Origin of the sequence: Sphingobium herbicidovorans (genome assembly GCF_002080435.1) — a bacterium.
Lineage (GTDB): Bacteria > Pseudomonadota > Alphaproteobacteria > Sphingomonadales > Sphingomonadaceae > Sphingobium > Sphingobium herbicidovorans.
This window is the reverse complement of sequence record NZ_CP020538.1, coordinates 1,560,585-1,577,518: the sequence shown is the minus strand read 5'-3', so window position 1 is coordinate 1,577,518 and position 16,934 is coordinate 1,560,585. Positions and strand designations below refer to the sequence as shown.

Genomic DNA, 16,934 nt, shown 5'->3' with positions numbered 1-16,934 from the left:
TCCCCTGGGGATAAGGCCGGAACGCTGAAATCCTGAACCCGGCAGGACGTTGCGGCGATGCAGATGGGTAAACGGGCGACGCGTCCGCCGCCCGGCAAGCCTTGTGCCGCTGTTAGACGCGGCGACGCTTGGAAGGACGCACGCCATTGTGCGGGATCGGCGTCACGTCGCGGATAGAAGTGATGTGGAAGCCGACGGCCTGCAGAGCGCGCAGGGCCGATTCACGGCCCGAACCGGGGCCCTTCACTTCGACTTCCAGCGTGCGCACGCCATGCTCGGCGGCTTTGCGGCCCGCGTCCTCGGCGCAAACCTGCGCGGCGTACGGGGTCGATTTGCGGCTGCCCTTGAAGCCCATCATGCCTGCCGAGGACCAGCTGATCGCATTGCCCTGGGCGTCGGTGATGGTGACCATGGTGTTGTTGAAGCTGGCGTTGACGTGCGCGACGCCGGCCGAGATGTTCTTGCGCTCGCGCCGCTTGATGCGCTGGGGTTCGCGTGCCATGTTGCTCAAATCCTACTCGAAACTTGTGTTGCTGGAGGCGTCTCGCTTTGGGGAGAACTGCCTCCGGCGGAGAAGAAGACGAAATAGTCCCCCGGACTGTTTCTTACTTCTTCTTGCCGGCGATCGGCTTGGCCTTGCCCTTGCGGGTGCGCGCATTGGTATGCGTGCGCTGACCGCGGACCGGCAGGCCCTTGCGATGACGCAGGCCGCGATAGCAGGCCAGATCCATCAGGCGCTTGATGTTCATCGCGGTTTCACGGCGCAGGTCACCTTCAACGGTGAGGTCGGCGTCGATGGCTTCGCGGATCTGCAGGACTTCGGCGTCCGACAGGTCCTGAACGCGGCGGCTCTGGTCGATGCCCAGCTTCGTGGCGATGTCGACGGCGGTCTTGCGGCCGATGCCGTGGATGTAGGTGAGCGCGATGATTACGCGCTTGTTGGTCGGGATGTTAACACCCGCAATACGTGCCATGGTAATCTGTACTCCTGCTCCACGGGACGGTTGGCGCCATCCCATCTCAAAGCGTCCGGGCCAAAGCCCTAGAAGGACTTCAGCCGATTCGATAGCCCCCGGGACGCAAAAAAGACGGCCAGTGCCATGCACTGCCGCTCACCAGCATGTCCGGGATGAGCCAGCCCCTAGCGATTCGGCGGGAAACTGTCAATCGGCAGCTGGCGTTGAGGGGCCTTTCCGCCTGCCTGCGGCCACGCGCGCGCATTGTTGAGGGACAGGCCATGGCGGGCGCGCCGGTCCGCTGGCTCGCCTTTCGGGCTGCCCGGCCCTTTTCCGGTTGAAGCCTTCCCCCTGCCTCGGGCATGAAGCGGCATGCGTCTTTATCCCATCTCCGTCGCGCTCGCGCCCATGCTGTTCCTTTTACCCTCCTGCGTGGGCGCGCCGGAGCGGGCGCCAGCGCCAGCGCCCCGGCCGTCATCGCCGCCTCCCGCGCCAGCCCCGGCGCCTGCGCCCGTTCCGGCGCCGCTGGACTGGCAATATCGCCCCGCCACGCCCGGCAACTGGGCGTATCGTGCCGAAGGCGCGGGGTCGATGGCTGCCTTCTCCACGCCCGGCGCCGGCGCTATGCTGACAGTGCGCTGCGATCCTGCGGCGGGCCGGATCAGCTTTCTGCGCGCGGGAGCGGGGCAGGGGTCGATGACGCTGCGCACGACCTATGGTGCGGTCAGCTGGCCTGCTACGGCCGCCACTACGGGCACGCTCGCCATCCGCGCCGCCAGCGACGCGACGCTTGACCAGATTGCCTACAGCCGGGGCCGGTTCGCGGTGGAAGTCCAGGGATTGGAAACGCTGATCGTTCCCGCCTGGGCAGAGGTGGGACGCGTGATCGAGGATTGCCGCCGCTAACCGCGCTGCTGTCGGCACGAATTTCGCCATATCTTGTGGGCCGGTTGCCTCGTGACGCACCAGATCGGCTTTTCAAGCGGACGCGCAAGTATGATTCGAAAAAAGAATATTACAAGTCTTGATCATGTCTTCCGTCTGATTCACAGTCCGGTTCGTGGCCAAGCACGAGATGATTTCCAAGGCAGGCCACGCCGGGCTTCAACAAGCGAAAGGAGGTGATCCGATGTCTCATGGTTCAGCAGTGAGGTCGGTCAAGTCCCTTCGGGAAACGCGCCGCTGAGCGACGCCGTCGGCGTCGATTTTCAAGAGCATTTTGAGGCATCTGCGCCGCGATCCGTGGCGTGATGGTCCTCCGCTTGCGAAGATAGCGCGATCCACGTTTCCCTTGGGCGGCGCTTCCGGCCGCTGACCATGTCAATGATGGGCCGCTGGGATTTATCTGCCCAGCGGCCCCTCTCATTATGGTTGGCGAAAAGCGGGGCGCGCGTTGCTACCGTTCAGCGCCTTTCACCTTTCCCCATGTGCGCGCTGCCGTGTAGCCGAGATAGCCTGTTCCAAACAGCGCATAGAGCGGTTCGGGCAGCGCTTCGAAATAGGCGCGCATCGTCCGGATGATCGCTTCGGCCATCTCCGGCCGCGCGCCTCCGACCAGCCCCAGCGGTACGGACCATAACAGCAGCCCGTACATGACGTAGAGGAACGCGGGTCTCGCGCGCACCGTCCAGGGATCCGCCGGTGTCCGCCTGGCGCGGGACACGCTCATCAATTGCCGATCCGGTTTGCAAGCCAGCCGTAGAGAAACGCCTCATTGGCGGGCCTGCTCTCGGCCAGCGCTACATAGCGTTCGCCCTGCAACGCCTCGATCGCCTTGAGCAGCACCTTCTCCCCGGCCTTGCCGCGCAGCATCATGAAGGCGCGCAGCGCCGCCAGCGTCTTCGCCCCGATCGCGCGATCGACCTTCAGGTCGGGATAATCCTTCTGGTTGCGATTGAGGGCGTTGAGCGCTCTTTGCAGGAACCCTGTCGCGGTTCCCGGACCCATGTTGACGGCGCTGTCGAACAGTTCCGCCGCTATGTGCGGCGCGGCCTGCGCGACGAAGGCATAGCCTGGCCGTTCCCAGTAAAGCCGCCGGTAAATTGCTTCGGCCATCCTGCGTGGCAACTGCCGCATGTCGCCAGCATAGCCATTGGCCCGCGCCACTGCCTGGGTAATGCCGAAATTGGTGGGGCCGCCCCGATCCGCGGGATGGTTGCTATAGCCCCCCTCGCGCGCGATCACTTCATCAATCAGCGCCGCAACATCCATGAAACCGCCTCCTCTATCCGAATGAGGCGAAGCATTTATCCCATATGGTTCGCTGTAGGACAGCGAAAATCGCCGCCTTGCGCCAAAATAGGAAAAATAGGATTTTGGTCAGCCAGGAAGGGCGCTCGCGAAACCGCGTTTATTTCACCACTTCATTCATGAATTTTGGTCGGGACGAGAGGATTCGAACCTCCGACCCCCACACCCCCAGCCCGCCTTTTTGATGGCTCCTAATGCACCGAAGTTAAACGATAAACCTTGAAAAATATGGTCTTTTCTGCCAGTCTGCCGACATGTCTGGTGGTGCAGATTGTCCCGTTATGTTCCGCTCTGTTGCAGCAGGTTGCACCACCAGCGCACCACCAGAACGATGCGATTCGGGATTTGATTTTGGCATGCGAGGCCGGAATAATGCGGACTGCTTTGACACAATCCATGGTCGATAAGTTTCCCATATCGGTTAAAGTCAAAGATTATAGGGATGCCCGACTGAAAGGCTTGATCCTGCGCATAACGCCCGCCGGGGTGAAGTCCTTCTATTGCGAATATGCGCGGGGCAAGCGGGTGTGGCTGGGCAGGGCTGATGCGGTGGGTTTGTCCGAGGCGCGCGAGAGCGCCCGCGTCATTCTTTCCGAAGTCTATCGCGGCATTGATCCCATCGAAGCGCGCAAGCCCAAGCGGGAGGTGCCGACCTTCCGCGCCTTTCTCGATGGCGACTATGGGCTTTGGGCCAAGGCCAATCAAAAAGCGCATAAGCAAAACCTCAACCGGCTGGCGACCGCGTTCAAAGTGCTGTTGGATAAGCGCCTCGATGCAATCACGGCTCTAGATGTCGAACGCTGGCGTGCAGGCGAGGTCGAACGCGGGCTGAGCCTCGAAACCATCAACCGGGATATTTCCTCAATCAAGGCCACATTCAACCGCGCGGTGGAATGGGAATTGCTCGGGACCAATCCTCTCGCCAAGGTCAAGAAATCGCGTACCGACAATTGCCCCAAAGTTCGCTATCTCTCCTACGACGAAGAGGCCCGCTTGCGGGCGGCGCTCGATGTTCGCGAGGAGCGCCGCCGCGCCGAGCGCGATTCGGCTAACCGTTGGCGGAGCGAACGCGGGTATGAATTGCTGCCGAGCCTGCGGCAGTTGGCCTTTACCGACCATGTAAAGCCGCTAATCCTGCTCTCGATCAACACGGGCTGCCGTCGCGGTGAACTTTTCGATCTCACCTGGTCGAATGTCGATCTCGACCGGCGTATTCTGACCGTGACGGGTGCGACCGCGAAGTCGCGGCGAACGCGCCATATCCCGCTCAACCGGGAGGCCATGTTCGTTTTGCAGGGCTGGCGGGCGCAAGCGGAAAGCACCGATGGGCTGGTTTTTGTGAACGACGCGGGCCAGCGGTTTGATCGCGTCAATTTCTCGTGGCGGCATTTGCTCAAGGATGCGGGCATCACCGCGTTCCGCTGGCATGACATGCGCCACCATTTCGCCTCGCGGCTGGTAATGGGCGGGGTCGATCTCAACACCGTGCGCGAACTGCTTGGGCATAGCGATTATGCGATGACGCTGCGCTATGCCCATCTCGCGCCCGAGCATAAGCTGAAAGCCGTGGAAGTGCTGGTCAGCACCTCGCCATTTGCAGCGGCGGCATGATGCTGCAAGCGGATTGACATCGTTGGCAAATTTGACTACATATGATGAAATCACGTAACACGCTCCGCACTGTCTCTTGGATCAAGGCGGCGCGTAAGGATTTCGAGGCGTTCCCTGCGCGTGCCATGGATCGGGCATTGGATGCCCTGACCGTGGTCGCCGATGGCGGAACGCCGGACATTGCCAAGCCGCTTGCCGGGCTGGGTGCCGGTGTGTGGGAACTGGCGATCAAGGAGCGCGGCGACGCCTATCGGGTCGTCTATGCGCTGCAACTGGGCGATGACATCTGGGTGGTTCATGCCTTCCAGAAGAAATCGACCAAGGGAATTGCGACGCCACGCCACGAGATCGATCTCGTGCGCGAGCGGATCAAGCGGCTGAAGGAGATGCTCGATGGCTGACCAAGATAACGATTTCGAACTGATCCGTGGTTCTGGCAATGTCTTTGCCGACTTCGATCAGCCCGATGCCAGCATTCGCCAGTTCCGTGCGATCCTTGCTGCTGAAATCGTTAAAACGCTTGATGCCGAGCGGCTGACGGTGCGCGATGCGGAAGCGCGCACTGGCATATCGGCCGCCGATTTTTCGCGTATCCGTCAGGTCAAACTGGAGCGTTTCACCATCGACCGGCTGTTGCGGATTCTCGACCGGCTCAACCGGGACGTTCGGGTGAAGATTTCCGTCGCGCCGCGTGTGGGCGGAAAGCAAACTTCGGTTTCGCCGCTCGCTGCCTGAAACGGATCAGCCGCGATCGAAGGGAGCGGCCCGCACATGGGGCCGGTGGGTGCGACAAACGACGGGGCCGCCCTGCTTGGGGCAGCCTCATCATAATTAGTCTACGCCGCTTGCTGGATCGTTTCGGGGGCCGCCAGTTGGTGAAGATAGGCAACGGCGCGTTCGGCATGGGCGGCCGCTTGCACGATGGCGCGGGTGTCGTTTTGAAGCACCTTGATCCAGCTTGCGATATAGCTGGCGTGATCGGGGCGCGGCTCGATACAAAGCCCAAGATCGGCCGCAAGAAAGGCGGCGCCTAGTTCAGCCACATATCCTGACAGTCCAGCCCTAATTTGAATTTTTGGGGGTCGAGCGGAGGTGCTGGTCATGCTGCCAACTCCTCGCGCTGGGGCTGCTGCGCCCACATCCAGTCGGCGGCTTGCTGGGCCTTGCTGGCGGCGGTGAAGATCGCCCGTGGATCTTTCTTCAGAGCACTGAGCCACGATGCCACATAGGCGGCGTGATCGGGGCGCGGATGATGGGCAATGCCGAGGTCCGCCAGGACGAACGATGCGGTGAGTTCGGCGCAGGCTTCTTCGATCGGCAGCCAATCGCGCTTGAACCGGTCCTGGAAGTTGCGGTCGAGCCGATGCTTTGCCCCTGTGGCGTGGCCGGACTCGTGCAGCAGGGTGCCCATGTGAGCGGCTGCATCGTGAAACGCCGAGAAAGGCGGCATGAAGATCTGGTCGAGATCGATGCGATAATGGGCATCGTAGGCGCCTTCGGTGATCGGAATGTTCAGCGCCGCGACGAATGCTTCGGCATGGGCGAGGCGTTCGGTCTCCGGCAATAGGGTGACCGGCGCAGGCTCATAACCTTCGACCTGCGCGAGGTTGAACACGGTGAAAGCGCGAGCGAACATACGACCGGGCCGCTGATCGCCATCGTCATGGTCTTGATCGACGTTGGACGCAGCCTGCTTCCAGAAAACGACTGTCGTGCCGCGTTCGCCCTTGCGAACCTGGGCGTCGACCGCCTGCCACTGCCGATAGGTGCCCCACAGGCCGCTGGCATAGCCGCTCACCTGTGCGGCCGCCCACAACGCGAGCACGTTCACGCCCCGGTAGCGCTTATGGGATGAGAAGTTCTCGGGCCGCGTGACGGCGGCGCCATCATGATGCCAGGGCATGCGCCAGGTGCCCGCGCCCGCCTCGATGGCGGCAATGATCTCGGTGGTGATGCGGGTATAAACGTCGGCGCGCTCGGCCGGCGCTGATGAGCGGGACATGTTCGATCTCCACGACGGGCGAAGCAGGCCTCTCCCGCTCCTCATCCCGTCACCCCATCTCCAGGCCCTCCTCTCCCTCTACCGCCGCCCGAAAGGGCGGCGTCGCGCCTTCAGGCGCGATCTGGGCCAGCACGCCCTCGATCCGGTCAACCTCGTGCTGGAGCGCTGCTCGTTGCAATCCAGGCAGGCGCTTCTCGCGCAGCAACATCCGCGCCTCGGTGGCGCTCCGCTCCCAGATGGGCCGGTGACGTTCGGCGATGCAGGCGTTCGGACAGCGGGTCGGTTCGCAAAGTGCTGTCAACGGCCGGTTCGCCGAGGAATCTGTCGCACGCTTGAGGCACAAGGCTGTTGCCGGATCGAAGAAGCAATCGGCCAGCGTGCCGACATGCAGGGTGCGGGCAAGGCTGGCGAGCATGGTGCGCAGACGGGACCGGTCGGCGATCATCGCTGGCAATGGGCTGAGTTGCGTGGCCGTCTCATCGAGGACGCGCTCGATGCGCCGGCCCGCTGGTCCGGAAAGGGAGGCCCCACCTCGCCGCCTGTCGAAATAATCGAGCAAGTCGTCGAGCTGGCCGAGTCCGCGCTGCGTCTCCACCTCGGCGCGGAACCCGGAGGCGCTGCTTCCTGCGTAGCCCTCGAAGGCGGCAACGGAGGCATGCTTGTACTGGATCATGCCAGCCACCGTTCCGAAGGGGCGGTTGGCGATATGCCATGCAATGGTGCGGCGAAACTGGCGGGTCGTAATCCGCCAGGGCTTGCCGTCCGGTCCTGGCGGAATAGCGGGCGCCTCGTCCGAACCGAACAGCGTGTTGAGATGGTCACGGTAGGCGTTGATCTGACGGACGATCTCCGCGGAAACGTGCGACTTGCGGCTCCGCGTCAGTGACAGCACGGGCCAGAGTGTATCAAGGCCGCGAGCGTCGGCCGCACGCTTGCACAATAGCTCGAGCACACTGATCGCATCAGCGACAGGAGCAATGGTCACCCACTCGGCCGGCGCTCCCCCGCTACCCTTGCCCTTGTAGGCGGTGGAACGCACGCGGTGCCGTGACACGACGCCATCCTCACTCCGCTTGAGGGTCAGGCATCCCCGACGCATCGCCTGCACCTCGCAATCGCGCATCCCGGTCAGATAAGCGCAGACCACATAGGCTGCCGCCTGCAGCATGCGCTCTTCGAGGATAAGGGACTTGGCATCGAAACGGGGCCGCCATGGTAAACCACGATCGGGATCAATCGAGATCGGCGTATCCATACCGCCAGGTTCGACGCCCATATCCGCGATGGCAGCTTCAATGAGATCGGAAGCACCGCCAGCGAGAGTAAGGTGCATCGCCGGTTCTGCGGCGGCGTCGACCCCGACGTGGAGATGGAGAAGCTGCACGTTGACGACTGGCATGGTCGTCCCGCTGGCCGGATCGATGGAGGCAGATCCGTTGGGTGGGCTTACCCAGACCGGTACGCCTCGGCCTTGCCGCGCGCGCGACCGGAAATAGCGCTGCAATCGCATCCGCTGCCGTTGACGACGCTCGGCGTGTGCCAGTCCCCGTTCGGCAGCAAACCAGCGGTCACGTTGGGCTTCGAGGCGATCAAGCTCACGCCGGGCCGCGAAAATATCCTGCGCGAAGACGGTGACATAGCGCAGCGACCAGGCCAGCAGCGGGGTGATGATCCCCTCGGGCATACGCGGTGTGCGGTTCTCCCGGACATGCCGATAGCCAGCGACGCGCGCAGGAGCCCGTCCTTCCCAAGGCTCAAACGACAGGCCGCCACCGGGAAGATGGTCGCGGTAATGGTATAGATCGATGATCACCTCGAGAAGGTGGCCAACGATGACGGGCCTCCTTGCGGGATCATCACGCAGATGGCGGGCATAAGCATCGATCAGCGCGGGATCGATGCGGCTAAGGTCGAGCACACCCAGTCGTCCGCGCGCAAAACCGAAGAAGCGCCGCGCCCGATTGAACGCTTGCCGGATACAGGCGGGCAATAGCTTCGGACGGTAGCCGGGGAGATCGACGTTGAGACGGGCATAGAGATAGGCGCGCATCGTCGCCTGCACATCGGCATGTTCAAGCACGTCGAAATGCACGGTGACATGGCAGCGCCGGGCGTTCTCGCGGAAAACAGCGGGTCCAAGATCCCAGCTCGGGTCACCGACACGCGACAGTGCCTCACGGGAATGGCCCGGCTTGAGCGGCACAATCGTCAACACGGGCCGATCATCGAACGCGAGCGCCGGGACATAGGCGGGGGCCGTCATGCGCGCGTCTCGGGCGGGAGATAGAGATGCTCGTCGGTTGCGCGCAGCCGCGCTTCGGCGACGACCGCATCGGAAAATGCTGGCAGAATCTGGTTGACTATCCGGGCATGAACCTGCCCGAACTTGGCCATCCAGTCAGAACCAGGCAGGCCCTGCCGTTGATCTTCGACGAATGCGAGGAAGGCCAGGATCGCGGGCAGCTTGCGCGCGGTGATGACAGCGTTGGGGCAATGGAGACACCCCCAGAAAGGCTGAGAACAGGGCGAACCAACCTCGGCGAAGGGACTGCGATGGAAGCCCGCACAAGCGGCGAGCCAGACATCCTGTTCGCCGTCGAGCAGCGGATCGACCGTATCTGGCGGCATCAGCGGCGCGGCCTGTTCGGGCCCTTCGCGCAGTGCCTGCTCCGCAGTGGGCGGGAGTATGGTCGGCATCGCAGCGGCGACCGCCTCGCGGAAGGCATCGGCGACCGCGGCCTCGTGCAGGGGCCGGAGCGAGGGTAGATCCGCGTAATGGCGCGCGGCGACCTCACGGCTATGCCCGACCGCGAACCGAGCCATATGCCCTTCGGTCTTGGTGTACCACAGCGCCTTGTGGGTCTTGCGAAGGCGGGAAAGCAGAAGGTAGAGCGGCTTGCCGTCGTCATCGACAATCCGGTGCCGAGCCACCCACGCATCGAGACGTTCGCGCGGATGACGAATACCGGCGTGCAGCCCGCCAGCGTTGTGGTAGACCCAGAGACAATCAGCGGACAGATGTTGGCGCGCAACTGCCGTGACCTCGATCAGCCGGCGGATAAGGCCACCTGGCGTGCCGATGCCGCCGTCGCGCACGCGCATACTCTTGTGCTCGGCAGCGCGGGCGCGTCGCTTCAGGTAACGCAACTCGACAGTGCCAGCGGATGGGTTGGCCAGGCAATCAACCGTCAACGCCTTCAAGCACTCGGGCTCCAGGCCAGTATCGAGCGAAAGTAGCACGAACAATGGGGGATATCGGTGACGTGAAGATGATGGCGGCGATGCAGGTCATCGACCAGCGTGCTGATCGGCAGGCCGCGCCGTGCGCGCATGAAATAGAGGCTCTTCAGCGCGGGATGGTCTGCGACGATAAAGCCCTGCCGCGCGATGACCGCTTCGACTTCAGCGCGCGCCCTGGCGATGATCGGATCGCCCTCATCGGTGTGGTCGTCATCGGCGCCGAAACGGCGGAACATCGCTTCGATATCGGCCCTTGCGGCGTCGCGCAGTGCGCGAGCGACGAACGGACTGTAGGCATCGCGCGGGGTCGAGCGACCTGCCGAAGTGGCCAACGTGTAACGAAGCCGCTCATGCAGGTCGGGCGCGATCCGGTCGGGCCGATCTGCCTCCATCATGCGCAATGTGTTGATCACCTTGCCCACGATTATGTGCCGGTGGATCGCGCTCTTCCCGAGTCGCTCGAGCGTGGAGGAAAAACCATCGATATGGGCCGCGTGGAGATCACTGATGCCGGCCACCTTCGGCGCTTCGTCGGCAAGCCAGGCGAAGAAGTGACGATAGACCTGGAGATACTGCTTGATGACGCTGGCCGCACCGATTGATCCGCCGAGTGCCGCTGACCGATGGAGCGCGCCGGCAAAGGCAATGGCGAGCGGACGAGGCTCGAGCCCGGTCATATCGACCAGGACGGTCCCGCCATGCCGCGCCTCGATGGTGAACTTGAGGCCGAGCACCGGATCGGGCTGCACAGCCTCCGGGGTGATCGGAGCGAAAGCGACAGGCCGGCCCCTGCGGGGACGCCCGCTCATGCGCCCTGCGGTCCCGGCAGCAGCGCGAGTAGCTCCTCTACGGCTGCGTCGACCGTATCGGCGCGGGTCGCGATATGGTCGAGGTAGATATAGGTGGTCGTAAGGCTCGCGTGGCCGAGCAGGCGTTGCACCTGTTGCAGCGGGTCGCCCAAGATCAGCCGGTAGCTCTCTACCGCCCCCGCCGGCAATGCGGCTTCGCGTAGTCGCTGCTGGATCAGCAACGCGAGCATATGGACTGCGAAGGTGTGGCGAAGCTGGTGCGGGCTGATCGACAGCGGAAAACCGTTCTCCGCGCACCGCTTGCAGGCCCGAGTGAAGATCACCTCCCACGAGTTGGGACGGACAGGTTGCCCGACCTCGGTCAGCCATAGCGCCGCCGGCTCCCGGAGCGTTCCATCCTCATCACACAGGATCAGGCGGCATCGTTCCTCCGGGGTGCAGATATCCCGCATGCGGTCGAGACCGGCGCGAGTGACAGGGATCGGTCGCTCAAAACTGGCCGCGCCATCGCGCGCGGCAAACTTGGCAACGCCTGCGGCCCGTTCGACGGCGACATAGGCGGCGATCTGACGAAGCAGCCGGCGCGGGACCAGAACGCTGCGTCCTCGGTCGCCCTTGGTGAGCGGCGGCGGGAGAGGCAGCCAAAGTTGTTGTCCATCACCGTCTTCGCGGTCGATCGCCGTGAGCTCGGCAGCGAGCAGGCACGACGCCTCTTCGAGGCGCAGGCCGGTGGTGACGAGAAGATCGGCGAACAGCGCGTTGCGCAGCCCGTTCCGATCGCGCGCGCCAGGGCGCTCGGTGCCGTCAGGGGCGAGACCGCGCAGGCCGACCTCACGGAAAATGCGGTAGTCGTCCATCGGGACGAACCGAACATCCGACCGCCTCGCGACACGTTCATAGGCGTCGTTGCGCGCCGCGATCATGCCGCGACGGCCGCCCTGCGCCGGTCGCCACACGGCACGGCGGCTGAACGGCGCCTCGGCGATCAGCCCTTGCTGCTCGCCCCAGCGGTAGAGGCGATCGAGACTGGCGACGGCCCGGTTCCAGCTTGCCGCCGTGATCCGGTTATCAGCCTCGTCGCGGCGTCGCTCACGATGATAGGCGACCACATCGTCGCGGGTCGCAGTCCACACGGTCTTGCCAAAGGCATCGAGAAAGCGAAGCCAGACCGCGACATCGTAGGCACAGGCGCGAAGCGAGTGCCGCGAGCGGACGCCCGACAGCGGCAGGTCGAGAAAGAAGCGATCCAGATCGGGATCGTAAAGCGCGTCGTCGCGCAAGATCAGCGGCACATGCGCATCGAGACCCTTGGCCTCGCGACGCTCGCAGACAGAGATGATCGACATCAGCGCGAAACCCTCCCCCGGACCCCCCACCCGGAAGCTGACCTCGCACCGTTGCGCCCTATGGCCCGTCAGTTATCAGGCTGGCCTCCGCCAGCTCTTGGGTCAGCGCTACGGCCAGCCTGATAACTGCCTACCGTCGGCGTCCATCACCACATCCTACTGCAAAGTGCCATGCGGTGCAGACTGTCCAGATAACGCCACTAAATCCTCACGGGCATATCCTTCATCGCCCCATTTCTCGCGGCCAAAGCTGCGATCAAGGCGGCTCTCATGGCGAGTCCAGTGCACGGTCTCATGGCCCCTCGTGGCGTAATATCCGTGGGCATCATGGAAGGCTGGGAAGGGCGGTAGCTGGATGCGGTCGGCTGACGGGATATAATAGGCCTTGTTGCCGCCATGGTTCACGGTTGCGGGGATGCTGGCAAAGAATGTCTCGGCGGCTTCGATGCGCTCCATCTCCGGCGCGGGCTCCGGTATGATATGGAATCGTTCGGGCAAGCCGTCGATCTGCGCCACGTTGAACACGGTATAGGTCTTCAGAAAACGGAAGCCCTGTTCCCGATCCTCCCCACTGGTATCGTCATGCACGGTCTTGGTGCTGTCGCCATAATAGACCACGGTCGCACCATGCTCCCCCTTGCGCACCTGCGCGCCTAAGGCTTGCGCCTGCTTATAGGTCATCCACGAAGGGCTGACAAAGCCGGATGCCTGCGCCTCGATCCACAAAAGAAGCACGTTGATCCCACGGTAGGGCTGGCCGGTGGCCCGCAAGGGGCGAGCCTGCCGGGACGTGGCCATGTCGCCGCCGCTCCACGGTTTCAGCCAGGGGCGGGTGCCTTGTTCGAGCTCGGCCAAGATGCGGTCTGTGATACAGCTGTGAGGGTCTTGCTTGCCGGTGCTCTGGGTCATTGCTGTTACTCCCTTCCAATCCGCGCAGCGGGTCATGCCGCGCATGACCCCTGCCGACCCGGCGAGGGGCGGAGAGAGGGGGGCAAGGTCCGGTGCCGGGGGTGGTGCGGGCGCAGCACAGCGAGCCACGGCCCCAAAGCGGCACCTTGTAGGGAGAGAGAGGCAGAGCCTCTTTCTCCCTCAAGAACTGTGGCAAGATTGCGCCGCTGGCGGCGCTCAATAGCCAGCCTAGGAAGCCATTCTACAATCGATGCACAGAAGCCGTCCTGCGGCACCGTGCCAGGGCGCGCGTCATATGATATTCGACGCCAGCGTAGCCGATGCCGACCTGCTCGGAAATCTCCGCCTAGGTCATGCATTTCAGCCGGTGCATCAGGAAGATGCGGCGGGTTTTGCGGGGCATGGCCAGCAGTGTCCGTCGATAGATTCTCCGGACGTCTCCCTCCTCGATTTCCCACGTCTGCTCGGGAGGCGCCGGTGCATCCCGGCCGTCGTCGATGGGACAGGTGACGATGTGTGCCGACGCCCTGCGACGCGCACGGCTGATAAGAAGGTTGCGCGCGCATCGGGTGAGATAGGCCGGCGGATTTTCGATATGTTCGACAACGCCCGCAGCGAACAGCTTCACGAAAACCTCCTGCGCGAGGTCGGAGGCATCGTCTCCGCCCATCCGCTTTCGGAGGAAGCGCAGAACCCGCGCATATTCTGCCCGGTAAAGTGCCTCGAAGGCTGCCGTAGAACGGGAGGGGCTCATCGCCGTGCCTCCCGACGTTCGCGGTTTTTCAACGGTGCATCGCGAGAGGCGCGATAGAGCGTGATGCCGGCTTCGATGCGATCAAGGATGAAGGTGTCGCGCTCGATCCTGGCGATACGGATGTCGGCCTTTGAGAATATGTTGATATCGACCGCGCACCGGTTGCCTAGCTCGCTGTCGATGACATCGCGCACCCGCTGCCAGCAGCGCTCATGCTTGAAGGCGGGATGGTTGACGACGATCCAGAATTCATAATCGGAGAACTGGATCGTGTGCCGGTCCTCATACCATGACCGGCGCGCATAGGGACCGATCAGGATGATCCGCCTGATCTTCCCCGGTTGGGGTGCCTGGACCGTCTCGGGCTCGAAGCAGGCGCGAATGATACGCGCGATGCGTTCGATCTCATTCTGTTTGCGCCGGATCAGATGATTGACGCGCGCCATCACCACTTCGCGCGCGTAAACGTCGGTAGGGGGTGTCATTTGCAGCTCGCACACCAGCGGTCCGCGCGTCTGGGCGCGGATGGTGCAAGCGGTGTCCACTGTGCGCCGCCATCGCGGCTTCCAGCAACTGCCCGACCGGAGTGGCCGGACCTACATGATGCCTGGCAGGGTTATCCCCGGGATGGCCGCCAGTTCTTCCATCCCGTGCCGCCGAATATGCCAGACATGGGGAATCCGGGCAAGCTGTCAGGCGGGATCACTATTTCCCGGCGGCAGCTTCCAGTTCGGCGATCCGTTCCGAACAGACCTGATGGACGACGCGGCCCAGTTCCTCGACGCGTTCACCGAGCCACGCCAGTTCTTCGGCGCTGATCCGGTAGTGCCGGGAATAGCGGGCCTTGGTGTAGGCTTCCTTCAGCTTCTGGAACATGGCGCGTTCGCGGCGCGTGGTTTCTGGCCAGATTCCGTAGAGGCGGCGATCCAGCCCTTCGGCCAGCGACCGCAGGAAGGTGATGTTGTGGTTGTGGGGGGCGTAAAAAGTCAACGTGAGCAGCAAGCCAGAATAGAGACGTTCAGTGGCTTGGTGCAGCATGAAGGCTGCATCCCGATGCTCATGTTGAGAAAGAAAAAACAAGAAGCCCTTTTGCGCACTGGCGGCTTGCGGCATCCAGTCCTCGAAATACTCCCTCGCGGCGTGTAGCGCTTGCTGCGGTGTTTTCGGCTTCGGCGTTGTCAGCTCACGATCGTCCGCCTCGTAAAGCGCGATCCCATCCTTGGCGACTTCCATGAAGAAGACGCGGCCATGGGCGAGGCCGTCATTCACCTCGTGCAGCGAATGGACGATGAAATTGACCGGCGTGCGCAGCGTCTTCTCGATCGTGTAGGCCCGGATCAGCCGCTCCTCGGCCTTGGCCCAGTAAGCCGCCCGCTCGGTCAGTTCCTTCTGGCTGACGATGATGAGGATATCGTAGTCGGACTTGTACTGGTTTGCCGACAGCGGCGCATCGACCCAGTCGCCCCGCGCGTGGCTGCCAAACAGCACGATCTTGAGGATGCGCGCGCCCTTGCGAGGCCCGGTGGCATTCCCGATCGCGTCACGAAATTCCTCGAAAATGATCTCGACAATGCGCTCAAGCTCGCGCTGCTTGGCCGCAGGAAGATGGTCGATGTCGGTGCGCATTGCCAAGATTCTTTCGGCATTCGCCGTTGTTTGGCAAGCGCAATCGTTGCAAGGCTATGGCTTAATGATCAAGCCGTTCGAAACCCCTTGTCCGCAGTCCATTCATCGGGACGGCGGAGTATGAACGACTGGGGCTGGGACAAAGCAGTCGCTCCTGTCCAGCCCGACAGTGGCGACCTCCGACAAAAGCCGACATTGGGCGCTTCGGCAGCGTCAGTTTACTCAGTCGAACGACAACGCTGCCAAGCAGTCGACGATTCCAGCTAACCCTTCAGCAAGGATAGATCAAAGTAAGCGAGTCTCCGCTCTGGGAGTCAGGTCAAGTCACTTGTAAAGGCCGCCTTCTTTAGTCAATCTCTTGCCATCCCTCCGCCGGCCTCAACCGATCGTCATCCACTGGTAACTGAGGGCGATTCATCGGATGCCAGATGGAAGAATAAGTCTTGATGCCGAGCGGTCCCATGGCAGTGACGGCATCGTTCGTCGCCTCGTAGGAGTCCGACACCGCCGTTGACCCTAGAACCGCCGGCCGATGCCGCGGTCATGGTACAATGACACGCCTGTAGTTCGCGGGCTTGTTGCGATCGGCAGCAGCTAAAAATTAACCTGCGGCGTGGCGCCGAATTCCCGCGGCGGCGATATAACGGCACTTCGGAATCTCAGGGCTGATCGACATGCCAGTGGGAAACCTCATATCGGAGGCGGCAATGCTGGCGCTGCCATCCAGCTGCACGAGAATGATGTCGGTGGGATCCGGAAGGCCCGGTACGGAAGGACTACTGATAAGCCCACGCAAGATCCTGGGTCACGGGCAGGTAGGGGTCGGCGGGAAGGATATCCTCCCAACGCAGCTTTCGATCGGCAATCGCGTCAAAGCCGTCGCCCGCCATGTAGCTGTGCTCCCCGAGGCAAAGTCCGTCGTCGTCATAGGGCCACAGCGTCGCGATGCGAGCCTCGAACAGGTAGTCAGCATCCTCTTGATCGACGGCGATGCCCATCATCGCGAGGACCTTGCCTGGATAGGCGATACGAAGCGGCCCCTCTCTGAAGACGCAGTGCCTGTCTACCACCAGTCGATCCGTTTCGCATTCTATTCGCAGCAGGTTTAGGTCTCGCAAGCGCTCATAATATCGTCTTATTTCGACCTTACCTTTGGGATTCTGCTCAGGGTCGTTTGAATTGTAGCTGCGGTGCTGGGCGTTCTCAGACAATCCTGCGAGCGTGGCATCGAAGTTTAGCGCGAGCTCGGCACGGGAGTGATCAATCATGTTCAGCAGGTTGCGTCGCCGGATCGGGTCATCTTCGGCCTTCAAGCGTGCAATAAGTGGAACCGTGTTTTTCGCAGGGTTGATTAGCGCCATGTTCCTTTTTCCTTCTGATCGAGACCTTGCGCTCAGAACAATGGTCACGGATCGAAAATTCTGGTTGAGG

Annotated in this window: 18 protein-coding genes and 1 pseudogene; 5 read left to right on the top strand and 14 right to left on the bottom strand. The window is 62.7% G+C overall.

The window, feature by feature from the left end:
* Positions 1 to 112 precede the first annotated feature (112 nt).
* Together rpsK and rpsM are read right to left on the bottom strand one after the other, a co-directional pair.
* Positions 113 to 502 carry a 30S ribosomal protein S11 gene (gene rpsK, locus B6S01_RS07625; protein ID WP_004208752.1) on the bottom strand — a complete coding sequence of 130 codons (390 nt, stop codon included), beginning with the start codon at positions 500 to 502 and terminating at the stop codon, positions 113 to 115.
* A 103-nt stretch (positions 503 to 605) separates the two neighbouring features.
* On the bottom strand, positions 606 to 974 hold the full coding sequence (gene rpsM / locus B6S01_RS07620; RefSeq protein WP_037467883.1) for a 30S ribosomal protein S13: 369 nt from the start codon (positions 972 to 974) through the stop codon (positions 606 to 608).
* Positions 975 to 1,328: 354 nt separating this feature from the next.
* On the opposite strand from rpsM, the gene B6S01_RS07610 reads away from it, so the two are divergent.
* The gene (locus B6S01_RS07610) at positions 1,329 to 1,862 is read left to right on the top strand and encodes a hypothetical protein (RefSeq protein ID WP_037467882.1); all 534 of its coding nucleotides are present in this window, start codon (positions 1,329 to 1,331) and stop codon (positions 1,860 to 1,862) included.
* 490 nt (positions 1,863 to 2,352) lie between these two features.
* On the opposite strand, the gene B6S01_RS07605 is transcribed toward B6S01_RS07610, so the two are convergent.
* The gene (locus B6S01_RS07605) at positions 2,353 to 2,625 is read right to left on the bottom strand and encodes a 3TM-type holin (RefSeq protein WP_037467881.1); all 273 of its coding nucleotides are present in this window, start codon (positions 2,623 to 2,625) and stop codon (positions 2,353 to 2,355) included.
* The gene (locus tag B6S01_RS07600; protein ID WP_037467880.1) at positions 2,625 to 3,167 is read right to left on the bottom strand and encodes a glycoside hydrolase family 108 protein; all 543 of its coding nucleotides are present in this window, start codon (positions 3,165 to 3,167) and stop codon (positions 2,625 to 2,627) included. The genes B6S01_RS07605 and B6S01_RS07600 overlap by 1 nt, the downstream gene beginning before the upstream one ends.
* 267 nt (positions 3,168 to 3,434) lie before the next feature.
* Between B6S01_RS07600 and B6S01_RS07595 the strand changes: the two genes are divergently transcribed.
* Genes B6S01_RS07595 through B6S01_RS07585 form a run of 3 tightly spaced genes read left to right on the top strand, consistent with a single transcriptional unit; the run spans position 3,435 to position 5,552 of the window.
* Positions 3,435 to 4,817, top strand: a complete 1,383-nt coding sequence (locus B6S01_RS07595) for a phage integrase (RefSeq protein ID WP_081570339.1) — start codon at positions 3,435 to 3,437, stop codon at positions 4,815 to 4,817.
* Positions 4,818 to 4,858: 41 nt separating this feature from the next.
* Entirely contained in the window at positions 4,859 to 5,218 is a 360-nt protein-coding gene (locus B6S01_RS07590; RefSeq protein WP_037467878.1) for a type II toxin-antitoxin system RelE/ParE family toxin, read from the top strand.
* Entirely contained in the window at positions 5,211 to 5,552 is a 342-nt protein-coding gene (locus B6S01_RS07585; RefSeq protein ID WP_037467877.1) for a helix-turn-helix domain-containing protein, read from the top strand. Before B6S01_RS07590 ends, B6S01_RS07585 begins: the two co-directional genes overlap by 8 nt.
* A gap of 101 nt (positions 5,553 to 5,653) precedes the next feature.
* Here B6S01_RS07585 and B6S01_RS07580 read toward each other — a convergent pair whose 3' ends face one another.
* From B6S01_RS07580 to B6S01_RS07540, 9 genes and pseudogenes are all read right to left on the bottom strand, one after another.
* Positions 5,654 to 5,860 (bottom strand): zincin-like metallopeptidase domain-containing protein, encoded by a 207-nt coding sequence (locus B6S01_RS07580; RefSeq protein WP_062793230.1) that lies wholly within the window; start codon positions 5,858 to 5,860, stop codon positions 5,654 to 5,656.
* Positions 5,861 to 5,916: 56 nt separating this feature from the next.
* Positions 5,917 to 6,819 carry an ArdC family protein gene (locus tag B6S01_RS07575; RefSeq protein WP_015449374.1) on the bottom strand — a complete coding sequence of 301 codons (903 nt, stop codon included), beginning with the start codon at positions 6,817 to 6,819 and terminating at the stop codon, positions 5,917 to 5,919.
* Positions 6,820 to 6,868: 49 nt separating this feature from the next.
* Complete coding sequence (locus tag B6S01_RS07570; RefSeq protein WP_015449375.1) at positions 6,869 to 9,082, bottom strand: phage integrase; 2,214 nt, start codon at positions 9,080 to 9,082, stop codon at positions 6,869 to 6,871.
* A pseudogene (locus B6S01_RS07565) lies at positions 9,079 to 10,868 on the bottom strand (hypothetical protein). Before B6S01_RS07565 ends, B6S01_RS07570 begins: the two are co-directional and overlap by 4 nt.
* A complete protein-coding gene (locus B6S01_RS07560; protein ID WP_015449377.1) occupies positions 10,865 to 12,214 on the bottom strand; it encodes a tyrosine-type recombinase/integrase in 1,350 nt (449 codons plus the stop codon). The pseudogene B6S01_RS07565 and the gene B6S01_RS07560 overlap by 4 nt, the downstream one beginning before the upstream one ends.
* Positions 12,215 to 12,370: 156 nt before the next feature.
* Entirely contained in the window at positions 12,371 to 13,123 is a 753-nt protein-coding gene (locus B6S01_RS07555) for an ArdC family protein (protein WP_081570338.1), read from the bottom strand.
* A gap of 346 nt (positions 13,124 to 13,469) precedes the next feature.
* Positions 13,470 to 13,877 (bottom strand): RNA polymerase sigma factor, encoded by a 408-nt coding sequence (locus tag B6S01_RS07550; protein ID WP_081570337.1) that lies wholly within the window; start codon positions 13,875 to 13,877, stop codon positions 13,470 to 13,472.
* Complete coding sequence (locus B6S01_RS07545) at positions 13,874 to 14,422, bottom strand: hypothetical protein (RefSeq protein ID WP_231568052.1); 549 nt, start codon at positions 14,420 to 14,422, stop codon at positions 13,874 to 13,876. Before B6S01_RS07545 ends, B6S01_RS07550 begins: the two co-directional genes overlap by 4 nt.
* Positions 14,423 to 14,582: 160 nt before the next feature.
* Complete coding sequence (locus B6S01_RS07540; protein ID WP_037467862.1) at positions 14,583 to 15,503, bottom strand: nucleotidyltransferase and HEPN domain-containing protein; 921 nt, start codon at positions 15,501 to 15,503, stop codon at positions 14,583 to 14,585.
* Here B6S01_RS07540 and B6S01_RS21310 point away from each other — a divergent pair.
* Positions 15,490 to 15,627 carry a hypothetical protein gene (locus B6S01_RS21310; RefSeq protein ID WP_169802891.1) on the top strand — a complete coding sequence of 46 codons (138 nt, stop codon included), beginning with the start codon at positions 15,490 to 15,492 and terminating at the stop codon, positions 15,625 to 15,627. The genes B6S01_RS07540 and B6S01_RS21310 overlap by 14 nt on opposite strands.
* A 652-nt stretch (positions 15,628 to 16,279) precedes the next feature.
* Here the strand turns inward: B6S01_RS21310 and B6S01_RS07535 are convergent.
* Positions 16,280 to 16,864, bottom strand: coding sequence for a hypothetical protein (locus tag B6S01_RS07535; RefSeq protein ID WP_051908430.1), 585 nt, complete (start codon positions 16,862 to 16,864; stop codon positions 16,280 to 16,282).
* Between the last annotated feature and the right edge of the window lie 70 nt (positions 16,865 to 16,934).

What these genes read in the sequence shown, in the direction of transcription:
- B6S01_RS07570 (WP_015449375.1), bottom strand. Translation starts at nt 9,082, where the DNA reads ATGACGGCCCCCGCCTATGTCCCGGCGCTCGCGTTCGATGATCGGCCC.
- B6S01_RS07590 (WP_037467878.1), top strand. Translation starts at nt 4,859, where the DNA reads ATGATGAAATCACGTAACACGCTCCGCACTGTCTCTTGGATCAAGGCG.
- rpsK (WP_004208752.1), bottom strand. Translation starts at nt 502, where the DNA reads ATGGCACGCGAACCCCAGCGCATCAAGCGGCGCGAGCGCAAGAACATC.
- B6S01_RS07575 (WP_015449374.1), bottom strand. Translation starts at nt 6,819, where the DNA reads ATGTCCCGCTCATCAGCGCCGGCCGAGCGCGCCGACGTTTATACCCGC.
- B6S01_RS07555 (WP_081570338.1), bottom strand. Translation starts at nt 13,123, where the DNA reads ATGACCCAGAGCACCGGCAAGCAAGACCCTCACAGCTGTATCACAGAC.
- rpsM (WP_037467883.1), bottom strand. Translation starts at nt 974, where the DNA reads ATGGCACGTATTGCGGGTGTTAACATCCCGACCAACAAGCGCGTAATC.
- B6S01_RS21310 (WP_169802891.1), top strand. Translation starts at nt 15,490, where the DNA reads ATGTCGGTGCGCATTGCCAAGATTCTTTCGGCATTCGCCGTTGTTTGG.
- B6S01_RS07595 (WP_081570339.1), top strand. Translation starts at nt 3,435, where the DNA reads ATGGTCTTTTCTGCCAGTCTGCCGACATGTCTGGTGGTGCAGATTGTC.
- B6S01_RS07540 (WP_037467862.1), bottom strand. Translation starts at nt 15,503, where the DNA reads ATGCGCACCGACATCGACCATCTTCCTGCGGCCAAGCAGCGCGAGCTT.
- B6S01_RS07560 (WP_015449377.1), bottom strand. Translation starts at nt 12,214, where the DNA reads ATGTCGATCATCTCTGTCTGCGAGCGTCGCGAGGCCAAGGGTCTCGAT.
- B6S01_RS07550 (WP_081570337.1), bottom strand. Translation starts at nt 13,877, where the DNA reads ATGAGCCCCTCCCGTTCTACGGCAGCCTTCGAGGCACTTTACCGGGCA.
- B6S01_RS07585 (WP_037467877.1), top strand. Translation starts at nt 5,211, where the DNA reads ATGGCTGACCAAGATAACGATTTCGAACTGATCCGTGGTTCTGGCAAT.
- B6S01_RS07535 (WP_051908430.1), bottom strand. Translation starts at nt 16,864, where the DNA reads ATGGCGCTAATCAACCCTGCGAAAAACACGGTTCCACTTATTGCACGC.
- B6S01_RS07610 (WP_037467882.1), top strand. Translation starts at nt 1,329, where the DNA reads ATGCGTCTTTATCCCATCTCCGTCGCGCTCGCGCCCATGCTGTTCCTT.
- B6S01_RS07600 (WP_037467880.1), bottom strand. Translation starts at nt 3,167, where the DNA reads ATGGATGTTGCGGCGCTGATTGATGAAGTGATCGCGCGCGAGGGGGGC.
- B6S01_RS07605 (WP_037467881.1), bottom strand. Translation starts at nt 2,625, where the DNA reads ATGAGCGTGTCCCGCGCCAGGCGGACACCGGCGGATCCCTGGACGGTG.